The sequence below is a fragment of the Polymorphobacter sp. genome (assembly GCF_048007885.1).
Classification (GTDB): domain Bacteria; phylum Pseudomonadota; class Alphaproteobacteria; order Sphingomonadales; family Sphingomonadaceae; genus Sandarakinorhabdus.
In genome coordinates, this window is sequence record NZ_CP180346.1 from 710,567 (window position 1) to 722,374 (window position 11,808).

Below are 11,808 nucleotides of genomic sequence, written 5' to 3' on the forward strand. Positions count from 1 at the left end.
TCTTGTAGGTCTCGCTGCTGATGTCGCCGCCAGCAATGTCCGCGTTCAGCTTCGCAATCGAGGTGTCAATCGCATCGGCAACCGCCTGGTAAACGCCGCAGACCCATCCGTGCCAAACGTGTTGGTCGACGCGTCGTACGCCGGCAAAGTGCCAAGCGCTGCCTTGATGTCAGACAGCACCGAGCCGGTAACCGAATCTGCGCCTTCAAGCAGCACCAGTGCCGCCTGGATCTCGACAATCGTGTCAAAGCTGCCAGCGCTCAGGCCATTGCCCTCAATCGCCAGCTTCAGCGCGGCGATGTTCTGGTCAATCGCATCCGCAACCGCCTGGTAAACACCAGACCCATCCGTGCCAAACGTGTTCGTCGACGTGTCGTAGGTCGGCAAAGTGCCAAGCGCTGCCTTGATGTCAGACAGCACCGAGCCGGTAACCGAATCTGCGCCTTCAAGCAGCACCAGTGCCGCCTGGATCTCGACAATCGTGTCAAAGCTGCCAGCGCTCAGGCCATTGCCCTCAATCGCCAGCTTCAGCGCGGCGATGTTCTGGTCAATCGCATCCGCAACCGCCTGGTAAACACCAGACCCATCCGTGCCAAACGTGTTCGTCAACGTGTCGTAGGTCGGCAAAGTGCCAAGCGCTGCCTTGATGTCAGACAGCACCGAGCCGGTAACCGAATCTGCGCCTTCAAGCAGCACCAGTGCCGCCTGGATCTCGACAATCGTGTCAAAGCTGCCAGCGCTCAGGCCATTGCCCTCAATCGCCAGCTTCAGCGCCGCGATGTTCTGGTCAATCGCATCCGCAACCGCCTGGTAAACACCAGATCCATCCGTGCCAAACGTGTTCGTCAACGTGTCGTAGGTCGGCAAAGTGCCAAGCGCTGCCTTGATGTCAGACAGCACCGAGCCGGTAACCGTAGCGTCGCCTTCAAGCAGCGTAATCGCCGCCTCAAGATCGGTCGCACGCAACACAAGTGCTGCAATGTCGATATCGTTCGCGTCAATCTGATCCTGAAGGTCATTCACAGCGCTCGTCAAGCCAACGATGCCGGGAAATGATATCGCATCAAGTGCAGCGCGAATGCCCGCATAGGCTTGATCGGCTGTCGTCGACAGATCGATGATTGAGCCGCCGTCGACCTTGAGGCCAACGGTAAAGCCTATAAGCTTGAGCGCACCCGGCGACGACAGGAACGCCTCCAGATCGTTTAACTCTGCCTCTGTCAGTGCAATCACTACAGACCCACTGTCTGTCAGACTGGTGAAAGATTTAGCAGACTGAAACTGACCCAACGTAGAAATACCACCCGAACGGAAGTCGAAGCGAACGTTCTCCGGCAAAAAGGCTGCTGAAAAGTCTACAACACCCGTGCGAACCTCAATCGTCGTAAAACCACTGGAAATCACACTTCCGACAGCAAGCGTCAGCGTGTCGTTATCGGCATTTAAGGCGTCCGCCAGATTTGCGGCTGTAGCGTCGAATACAAACCGAATGTTTTCCGCATTCGAGACACCACTGGTATTTAACAACAGCACCCGATCATCCTGAATACCAGGATTCTTGTCGGCCACCTTAACAATCAGTTGATCAAGCCCTGAGCCCGCGTCTCCGATAAAGCGGATCACGGTGGCCTCAGCGGCTGATATGGTGATGATATCGTCACCGGCGGTGGCGATGCCGGTGATATCTATGCTAAGTTCAATAGCACCTGCGATTGATTTGGTACCGAGGTTTGCAACCGTCGCGGCTGCGGAAACGCCTGATCGCGAGAATACCGCCTCGCCATCCGTATTGTACGTAATAGAAACAATACCTGTAGCAGTACCAGCAAACGACACTACGCCGTCGCTCTCGGAAATAGAGAATGTCGGCGTTATCGTGAGTTCCTGCGTGCTAGAATCAGTGCTCGCATTTCCTGCGCGATCAACAATAGTTGCGACAACTTCGTATGTCCCGCTGACGAGCTCTCCTAGCGTAGTACCAGTCTTTGGCGTCGCGGCGGCTGTGTCGACTGACCAAGCGCCATTGATAACGGCGACATTCTCATAAATTGCACCGTTGATCGAAACGGAGAGTGTCTCACCCTCACCTATTACAGCTGCCCCAGACACTACGGGTGTGGTGCTTGTTGAAGATTCAGCGATTACTGTTGGTACAGACGGATTGGCGGTATCAACTGTCATGCTAACAATATTAGAGAAAACGCTGTTTCCAGCTACATCAGTCACATTCGCACGGAATTGATAGGAGCCGTCAGCGAGGTTGGACTGATTAACAGATGTCTCCGTCCAATTTTCACCGCCGTCGGTAGACAATTCATAAACGACAATAGCACCAATTTCTGCGCCGCTCAGTTCGATATCGAAAGACTTATCAGTTGTTACCGGCGCATTTTCGTTGCTTCCAGTGTCAATGAGATTGGCGAATGAAAGTGTCGGCGTTGCGGGCTTCGTACTATCTACGGTAATATCCAGCGTGGCAGATATTTCACTGATATTCCCTGCCCTGTCCACGATACGCGCAGAGGCGGAATAGGCCCCATCCTGAACGTTTTCGAAAGCGACTGTGACCAGTCCTTCTGCAAGGTCTGCGTCCGTTACGACACGCGATCCAATGACCTGCCCATCGACCACGACCTCAACTGTATCTCCGACAACTACAGCTGTGCCGTCCGTCGATGTGCTGTCAAAGGTAATAGTGACGGAAAAATTCTGTTTGGAAGTGATGTTATCGCTGTTCGACGCACCGGTGTCGTCTGCTGAGCGCAGGTCGATCTGGCCCGGCTTGGCAGCCGCAACCTTATCTAGTGTTGCACTCTGCGCTTGGGAAATCTCTGCAATACTCACAGCATTCTGAATTGCAGTAACGCTCGACTGGATCTCGCTAACAGCGCCAGCGTCGTCCACTGCGTTAGTTCCGGCAAGAGCGTCTGTAAGAAACTGTGAGGACGTTAGATCAACCGTACTATTTGCCCCTGCAGCTGTCACGAGTTGTGCCGCAACGTTTGCAAACACCTTTCCTTCATCGCCTGCCAGACCACCATCAGCAACGGTCACGATTGCGGCGACCTGTGCTGCAACACGCTGCACGTCGGCATTGCCAAATGAAATGGGATCGTAATTACTTAGAAGCTTGCCGTCAGGCAAAACAATGCCAAGTGCAGTTGCAACGGATTGCGACGCGGCAGCCGATGTAATCGGCGTCGGGCTCGCGTCTACAACAGCTTGAATAAGTGTCGTAAGCGGATTGATAACGGTTGATCCCGCGGGTGCTCGATAATCGACCGTGTTGGCAATGCCGGTGTCAATGTTTAGACCCCCCACCGCCACAATTGTGCGACCAGAAAAATCGGGGGGCAGGAAGAAATTGCCCTGCGCGTCTGTTACGACACCTGTATCAGCGCGAACGACCTGCCCATCAACAATATTCTCAACAAATATACGCGCCCCGCGGACAAAGCCGTCAGCAACTACACCCAGCGACAGTGTGAATGAGGCCGTATCGTTGCCAGCGGCATCCTGAATTGCCACTGCATCATTGCCACTCGACGGGTCGGTGTAGGTAAGGACAGTGTTGCCGCTCACAAGTGCGTCGGCAAGCGTCAACACAACGTTGCTTTCATTGACTGCCACATTGGTAACGGAATTCGCGACACCGCTGCCCATTGTCACCAAAAAGGCACTGGCCGGCAGAGGTCCTGCAAGATCGATGCCCTCGTCGAAACGGATTGTCAGTGTCTGGGCCGTGCGGTTCACTTCCAACAGTATCGCAGCAGGCGGCGTTACATCTACGGTTACTACCAGCGCCGCAGAGGCGTCTCCAACATTACCTGCAGCGTCAGTTGCTATAGCAGTAACAGAGCGATCCCCGGCGTCGAGCGTGACATCGAGACTGAAATTCCCCGAACTATCCGCCGTGACTGTCCCCAGCGAAGTCGTCCCGTTGAACAGCTCAACCCGCGCATTGGCTTCAGCCGTGCCCGTAATCGTAAGCCCGGAAGTCTGGCTCGTCACATTGTCACTGTTGCTCGAACCCGTGTCATCCGCCGAAGCCAGATCAAGACCAGTAGGAGCCGCAGGAGCGGCCGTATCCACCGTGATCGATAGCTGGGAGGACGCCCCCCCGACATTGCCGGCCGCATCCGTCGCCTTCGCCGTGATCGCATTGATGCCCGCCGCAAGCACCACATCGAGACTGAAATTCCCCGAACTATCCGCCGTGACTGTCCCCAGCGAAGTCGTCCCGTTGAACAGCTCAACCCGCGCATTGGCTTCAGCCGTGCCCGTAATCGTAAGCCCGGAAGTCTGGCTCGTCACATTGTCACTGTTACTCGAACCCGTGTCATCCGCCGAAGCCAGATCAAGGCCAGTCGGAGCCGCAGGCGCTGTCGTGTCGCGGCCGCCAGAACCGCCACCATTACCGGCCTCGCCAGATCCACCGCCAGCGGCAGCTGCAACGCCACCCAGAGCACCAAGGCCCAGAACACCGAGAGCGATGGTCCCTGCAGACAGTCCACCGGAGGGCGCCTCTCCGCTAGGATTTGAGGCCGTTACATCAGAAGTCGGCGCCTTCTCACTGGCGGCTTTCTCCTCATTCTCCGGGATCGGTGCCGATAGACCTTCTGAGACCGTATTCTCTGCGGCCTCAATCTCCGCAGCCCCTTCGAGCCGGGTTTCGATCTCTTGGCCATCCTACACGAAAGAAAGAACTACATCCTTACCTTCAACACGCGTTTTGGCTCCAGCCACAACAGCACGCGATCCGACATCGACGACTTCAATCTTCGCGCCAGAAAATTGCGCATCAAGCCTGATCCTTGTGCCCAGCGGCAATTCCCGAACCATTCCGTTTTTTGCGGTCAGTCTAATGATCTTAGCCATCGTCTCTGGGTCCTATTATATATTATATTTAATCAGCGCTCGCCTAAGGACTGGTCGATTGTCCTTATGATGGGCTTGAGCAGGTATTTTAAGATGGTGTTATGCCCGGTCAGGATTTCGGTGGTTGCCGTCATACCTGGCTGGATTGAGATTGTTTCGCCTGCACGCGGTCGCATAGTCTTTGTTTCAACGCGTATGTGCACGCGGTAATAAACGCGTTCACCATTAGGGCTCTGCTCGGAAAGTGTGTCAGGTCCCACATATATGACGGTTCCGTCGGCAGAACCGAAAATGGAAGAGTCATAGGCATCGAACTTCACTGAAGCGCTCTGACCTACGCCGATGTAAGCGATGTCGGAGGGAGACGCCTTGGCCTCGAAGATGAGCTCTTCCCCCGTGGGCACAATCTGCAAGACCTCATCTGAAGGTCTCAAAACGCCACCTACCGTTGTGAGGCGGACATTTTTGACGATGCCGTCTGTCGGCGCCTCCAGCTCTGTATCCTCCAACGCCGACATACGCTGGGTCAGCGTCTGCTCGGCTGTGACCAGCTCCTCTTCAACCTTGGCGTACTCGGCTTGCAGCTCCTGCAAATAACGATTCTGGCGGTTGGCGATCTGTCCTTCAATATCCGCAACCGAGCGCTCGAGGCGCAAGACTTCCGAAAGGCTCACATCGCCATTCTCTAGCAAAGGCTGGTTCATTAGCAATTCCTGGCGAACCAGACGCAACATAGTGTTCAGCGCTGCGATATCCTGATTTTGAGCCGTGCGGCGCCTTGTGAACAGCTGTCGCTGGTTCGAGATGAAATCCGGAAAATCCTGGACGTCGACGGGAAAGACCAAAGGACGCTGGAAAAGCTCGGCCTCGATGCGCGCTTTCACCGTCTTGAGAGATGCCACCTTGGCGCTTCCCTCATCAACCGCAGCGGCCAACCGCACACGATCAAGCGTTACCAGAACCTGACCCGCCCTAACCTGGTCACCTTCTCTGACATTAATCGTTTCGATCACACCGCCATCGGTACTCTGCAAGATCTGCACACGGCCTGAAGGTATAAACTGCCCCGTGGCGCGGCTGACCTGGTCAATCTCGGCAAAGCTGGCCCAGCTGATAAAACCCGCAAACGCCGCTGCCGTCAAAAAGATGACCTTGCGCGACGAAGTGATACGCAAACCATCAAGCATGGCTCGCCTCCTGGACGACGATGCGACCTGAAGTTGCAGCTTTCTTCACTGGTGCCGGCCGCAATTTTTCGAGCACTGCATTCGTTGGACCGTCGATAGCGATCTGCCCGTTTGCGACAACCATGAGCCGCTGAACAAGGCCCACCAACTGCAGTTTATGGGTCACGAATATCAGCGTGCACTGAGGCCCGATCGCCTGAATAATGGCCTGCAAGACCCTCGCCTCGCTTTCCTGGTCGAGATTGGCCGTCGGCTCATCCAGCAGCAACAGCCTAGGCTTGGTCATAAGCAAACGGGTTAACCCAACCTGAATCCTCTGCCCGCCAGAAAGGCCATTGCCCCCCTCGGATATTGGAAGGTCGAGACCCATAGGATGGCTTTTAATGAGCTCGGAAAGACCCGTCTTCGCTGCTGCTTCGAGCAGCACCGCATCATCGGCTGTGGGTAGACCAAGCGTCAGATTATCGCGCAAGGGACCTGTAATAAGGCGGTAGTCCTGCGGGAAATAACACACCTGTCTACGAAGGTCCTCCTCGGCAATCTGGCGGATATCGACCCCATCAAGCAGAACATGACCTTCCTGCGGCGCGTACAGACCAGCCAGGAGCTTCAGCAGGGTCGATTTGCCGGAACCTACGGGCCCGACAATCCCGATCCGCTCGCCGGGCGCAATCTTGAGGCTCGGCAAATTCATGCCCTGCCGGCTGCCTTGATGAGCAAACTTGACATTCTCCATACGCAGATGCCCGGCAAGATCAGACTGTCGGACCATTTGGCGATCATCCGGCTGATCACTCGGCATGGTCAGGATACCATCAAGTGCCGCCAGCGATGAGCGGGCATAGCCCCATTGAACGATCAGGTTCGGCAGAGCCGCAATAAGGGGACCATTCACGCGTCCGCTGAGGATGGAGCAGGCGATGACGCCGCCCATGGTCATGTTACCTTGGACAACTTGGAAGGCGCCGACGCAGACTACTCCAACATAAGAAAGCTGCTGGATCGTCGAAAAGCCGGATCCGGAAAGTGTTGACCAACGCTTGACTTTGAGCTCATGGCCATGAACTTCATCGATCAGACGGTTCCAACTGGCCAACATATGCCATCCGCCAAGATTGGCCTTGATTGTCTCAGCCGCATCGAGTGCCTCGACGAGTTGTCCGTTCTTACGATTTCCCGTGACCTGGGCTGCGGCGGTGTCGGCCTTTATGAACCGCGCCATCAACCCAGCGAGGAGCAGAGCCAGAGGGAAAGCAATGAGCGGAACCACCGCAATGATCCCACCAATCCATGCCATAACTCCCATAAACAGCAGAGCAAACGGCAGGTCAGCGAGGACGAACAGACTGGCCGAGGATAGCAGCGATCGCACTTGATCGCTGCCGCGCAACTGAGCCGCCATAGTCCCGATTGAACGCGGACGCGCATCAAGTCGCACAGCTTGCATACGCGCGTAGAAATATTCCGACACTTCACTGTCAATTACGCCAGCCTCGCGGTCTATCATAATCGCACGAGTATTACGGATCAGCATGTCGATAAGAAGCGCAAAGACCATGCCGGCAGTAAGGACGATTAAGGTATCAAAGCCTGCGCGCGGGATCACCCTGTCATAAACCTGCATCGAGTAGATCGAGGTGGCCAGGGCGATAAGGTTAATCACGATAGTTGCGATCGTTGCATCGACAAACATCGACTTGCGGCGCATGATCGCAAGCCAAAAGACGTCGATAGCACGCTTTGCGCCAGCCATGCGGGTGACGCCCTTAAAACCGACGTCCCATAACGTGAGATTATTCGTCCACTCGGCCTCAACAAATCCATTGGGGGTCACGAGCCGCAGATGAGATTGATTTATCCAACTCTCGGCAATTCCCCAGCCGAGCACGTCATGCCAAACCAGAAGAGGAAATTGATGTGCCCTAGGCTTGCCCTTGCGGCGATACAAACTCCAACCGGTGGCATCGCATAGCTGTTGCAGCGCATTAGGGTCTTCAACGCGCAACTCAGTCGCAAGGTTGGTGGCCCAATCCGGTCCCAGAGAAGCATTCTTGCGCCGCGCAAAGGCTGCAATCAGATCAATCAACGGCGCAGTCATCGCTCATCCCCCGGTAATTCAAGGGGTGCCCATTGGCCCGAGAGAAGCATGATACGGGACAATGAGGACTGGGCGGACATGCGGGCTTCAATCACATCGATTTCGGCAGTGTTCGCTTCACGCACGGCGTTCATCACATCGAGCCAGGTTCTGCGACCACTGGTAAACTGGCGCATGTAGGATTCCATGACTAGCCTCGCCGAGGCTGAGGCAGACTCGCTGCCTGCAAGGCGTCCAGTCGCAGCTTCATATTCGCGCAAAAGGGCAAAAGTCTGGTCGAGCAATTGCCTCTCTCCTGCAGCAATCTGCAGCTCAATTGCTTGGACGCGCTGCCTAGCCGCTTCCGCAGCAGCGAAACGCGATAAGCCACCATCAGATTGAGCCCTAAGCACCAGGCCGACACGATGACCGAATATTTCACTGTAGCTATATTGCCCGCTCAGCTGCGGGAGAATGGAGGCGCGCGCAATCCGCGCCTCAGCATCGACTGCCTGCGCATCCAAGCGAAGCCGTTTTAGCGCCGGACTGTATCCAAGAGCTTGTGTTGTAATGCCTTCATCCGTGAAATTTAGCCACGCTTGAGGCATGGAAGGCACTCTACCAACGGAAAGAAACGGGTCTCCCAGTAGCTGACGTAAACGGCTGGAAGCGGCGCCCTCCTGAGCGCGGGATTGATAACGCTGCTGCTCAATCTGCAAAGCTCGCGAACGGGCCAGCTCTAGATCGGACAACGGACTGACTTTCTGTGCATAGCGTCGCTCCATTGTGGCGACCATGCTGTTGTGCCGCTCCAGACTTTCGGAAAGAATTTTGGATCGCTCCCGCCATCGGTGAACTTCGAAGAAAGCTTGCGCCGTTGATATCGCGATAGCTTGAACCGCTTCATCATATGCTGCCAGAGCGGCACCCGCGCGCGCACTGGCACGATTGATTGCCCCGGAGATGCGCCCGCCTGTCCACAGTGGCTGATCAACAACGGCCTGCGCCTGCATAATATTCCCAGGCTGGTCCAGCAGCAGCCCTTCGACAGAAAAGCTAGGGAAGCGCTGCCACTTGGCTGCACGCACGTCGGCACCCGCCGCGCGGGCAGATGCAGCCGCGGCAGCAATGGAAGGGTGGGTCTCGACAGCGCGATCGATCAAACCCTGAAGAGCCCCTAGCTCGCCTTCAGAGGCCGATAGAATCCGCCACGAATCCAAAGCTAGCGCACCGCCACTAAATGACGTGGCAATGCATAACCCAATCAAAAGATTGTAGAAAAATCTCAGCTTCAATCCTATCCGGCCAATCGAAATTTACAATATTTTACATTTAGCATGAGCTTTGGACTTTTCAAGAGCCATGCATTTGCTTCCCGTCAGTGACCGCCCCCAACTGATAGCAACTCTCACTGACTGTCCGTCATCCGCGACATGCTTGCACCCCGCCAACAGGACATGGCAGCATGAGCCAATACGCCTACAATCACATTCTGTGCGAGCCGCCCAACTGGGAAAAGGAAGTTCCACTTGTGGATGAAACTGAACACGAGGCGCTCGGGCTTCTCGCGGTCGGCCACCCGGTCAACCAGCACGCCTGCGCCGGTATCGACGAACAGGCTCGCTTTGACCGGATCGGCATAGTCCACCCGCCAAACCGGCAGGCGCTTGTTGCGGAAGTCGTATTCGTGGCTGAAGCGGGTGACCAGTTCGACCCCTGTCACCGCACTGTCGGGCGCGCCGGTGAAGCGGCGGGCGATTGCACGGGCGAGGTCCCTGTCCCCCGAGGTAACCACCTCGCCGGTAGCAGCATCGAGGTAAATCGCCGGGCCATCGGGCTTGATCCCGGCAAAACGCGCCTCGCGGATTTCTGCGTCGGTGGTGGGGGTGTTCGCCGCTGCCGCCATCATCGCGGCGTGATCGTGGCCGGCCATTTCGTGTTCTGGGGCGGCCTTGGCAGGGCCGTGATCATGCTCGCCCCCGCCCATCGCGCCTTTCGGCAGGGCGAGGCCGATGCGGTAGAGTGGCCGCCCGTCGTCCCCCTCGACCAGCGCAACCGAAGAGATGTCGCGCCCCTTGGCGATCAGAGCCCAGTCGACCTCGACCGGCCACTTGCCGCTCGCGACATTGACGGGCCGGCCCATTGTGAGCTGGCTCACCGGTGGCACCCGCGCCGACTGGATCAGGTGATAGATACCCGAGGCCGAGAACATGATCAGCGGCAAGGCCAGCACATAGCCCGCGGTCCGGTGCCATCCATACGCACCCGGCAAGCGCTTCTTGCGCCGCACGGTCACCAGCATAGCGATGCCGGTCAGGCCCAGCGCCAATAGGCTCCCGACCATCAGGGCGATCACCGCCACCCTTATCCATTGTGGCCGCCACCTGAGTCAACGGGATAAGCCTCGGCGCTCAGCCATACTACCGGTTCTCCGAACGCATTGCCTACCGGGATCGCGCCGGAAACTCGACCGTGAGGTAGTTTCAGCAAATTACTGGAAATGCTTGGTATTTTTAATCCGAACCTTTTCCGACGAGGTTCGGGTGAAAAGAGACAAAAGCCGATCAGAGACTGATTTAGGCCTCCAGCGCAGTCTCCGAGGTTCGGTCGGCATCGGCAAAACGGCGCGGAAGCTGGGGATTTTTGCCCCTCAGAGGGCCGTCTTATTGTTTCGCAATAAGACATTGGCGGAAGGGGTGGGATTCGAACCCACGGTGAGGTTTCCCCCACGACGGTTTTCAAGACCGTTGCCTTAAACCACTCGGCCACCCTTCCGTGCGCGCTCCCCATGCCGTCCCGTTCAGCCCAGCGCAAGCCCGCCCGCTTCATCCACATCAAATGCGCGCCCCAGGCGGCGCAGCCCGGCGGGTGCGAAAACGAGACCCAACATTCTGAGGCAGGGCAGGGGGCTCAAACCCCCTCTCCGCACCCATCTTTCGGCAATTGACCCACTCCCTCCCACCCGCCACTCTGGTGCCACTCACGGGTAAAGATGGAAGCCAGCGCGCCCACATAGTCCTCATGAATGACACGGCCCTCAAAGACGCTGTGATAGGGCAGGAGATGCCCGCATCTGGGGCGTCGAGCTTGAAGTCAATGCGCGGCCCGTCAAGGGTCTCGATCTGTTCGGCTCGGTCGCCTACAACAATGACAGCTACAGATCGCTGATCCCGGGCTCGGAAGCGGCCGTCGCAAATGCCCGCAACCTGCCGCTGGTCTCGGAATGGCAGGCCCGGCTCGGTGCCACGTTCGAGCAGGCAGTTGGAGACACCCTGCTGGTCCGGCTCGGCGGCAACATGAATTACACCGGGCCCTACAGTTCGGCCGTGAACAATGTGCTCGATCTGCCGGGCTGGACGCGCATCGACGCCTTCATCGCGCTCGCGACCCAGAACCGGAAGTGGGAGCTCAACCTCTCCGGACAGAACCTGACCGACGAAGTCACCTATGTCGGCGGCATCGTCGCCGGGCTGCCCCCGGCCCTCACCCCGCTGCGCCCGCGCACCTGGATGATGATGCTGAAGTTCAACTATTGATCTCCTGATCCCGGCGGGGCTCCCCAGGCCCCGCCGGCCAGCATGATCTCACGGCCCGCCATCAAGGCCGCTCCCGTCCCGCAACGCCACAGCACCGCCCCTGTCCGATCGGCAGGCTGGCCGTTCAGCC

7 protein-coding genes and 1 tRNA gene are annotated in these 11,808 nt (G+C 57.1%); 1 reads left to right on the forward strand and 7 read right to left on the reverse strand.

What is annotated here, in order from left to right; all coding sequences use genetic code 11:
* Window positions 1-45: 45 nt before the first annotated feature.
* The 7 genes from ACMVO5_RS03360 to ACMVO5_RS03390 form a co-directional block, all read right to left on the reverse strand.
* The gene (locus ACMVO5_RS03360) at window positions 46-4,314 is read right to left on the reverse strand and encodes a beta strand repeat-containing protein (protein WP_416908663.1); all 4,269 of its coding nucleotides are present in this window, start codon (window positions 4,312-4,314) and stop codon (window positions 46-48) included.
* Window positions 4,315-4,689: 375 nt separating this feature from the next.
* Window positions 4,690-4,878, reverse strand: coding sequence for a hypothetical protein (locus ACMVO5_RS03365; protein WP_416908664.1), 189 nt, complete (start codon window positions 4,876-4,878; stop codon window positions 4,690-4,692).
* A gap of 32 nt (window positions 4,879-4,910) precedes the next feature.
* Window positions 4,911-6,065: an HlyD family efflux transporter periplasmic adaptor subunit gene (locus ACMVO5_RS03370; RefSeq protein ID WP_416908665.1), complete on the reverse strand. Its 1,155-nt coding sequence runs from the start codon at window positions 6,063-6,065 to the stop codon at window positions 4,911-4,913.
* Entirely contained in the window at window positions 6,058-8,163 is a 2,106-nt protein-coding gene (locus ACMVO5_RS03375; RefSeq protein WP_416908666.1) for an ATP-binding cassette domain-containing protein, read from the reverse strand. Before ACMVO5_RS03375 ends, ACMVO5_RS03370 begins: the two co-directional genes overlap by 8 nt.
* Entirely contained in the window at window positions 8,160-9,437 is a 1,278-nt protein-coding gene (locus tag ACMVO5_RS03380) for a TolC family protein (RefSeq protein ID WP_416908667.1), read from the reverse strand. Before ACMVO5_RS03380 ends, ACMVO5_RS03375 begins: the two co-directional genes overlap by 4 nt.
* 113 nt (window positions 9,438-9,550) lie before the next feature.
* Window positions 9,551-10,504 carry a hypothetical protein gene (locus tag ACMVO5_RS03385; protein WP_416908668.1) on the reverse strand — a complete coding sequence of 318 codons (954 nt, stop codon included), beginning with the start codon at window positions 10,502-10,504 and terminating at the stop codon, window positions 9,551-9,553.
* Window positions 10,505-10,827: 323 nt separating this feature from the next.
* Window positions 10,828-10,917 (reverse strand) — tRNA-Ser (locus ACMVO5_RS03390).
* Between the two features lie 296 nt (window positions 10,918-11,213).
* Between ACMVO5_RS03390 and ACMVO5_RS03395 the strand changes: the two genes are divergently transcribed.
* Window positions 11,214-11,678, forward strand: coding sequence for a TonB-dependent receptor domain-containing protein (locus tag ACMVO5_RS03395; protein ID WP_416909289.1), 465 nt, complete (start codon window positions 11,214-11,216; stop codon window positions 11,676-11,678).
* The last annotated feature ends 130 nt before the right edge of the window (window positions 11,679-11,808 follow it).

What these genes read in the sequence shown, in the direction of transcription:
- ACMVO5_RS03365 (WP_416908664.1), bottom strand. Translation starts at nt 4,878, where the DNA reads ATGGCTAAGATCATTAGACTGACCGCAAAAAACGGAATGGTTCGGGAA.
- ACMVO5_RS03370 (WP_416908665.1), bottom strand. Translation starts at nt 6,065, where the DNA reads ATGCTTGATGGTTTGCGTATCACTTCGTCGCGCAAGGTCATCTTTTTG.
- ACMVO5_RS03375 (WP_416908666.1), bottom strand. Translation starts at nt 8,163, where the DNA reads ATGACTGCGCCGTTGATTGATCTGATTGCAGCCTTTGCGCGGCGCAAG.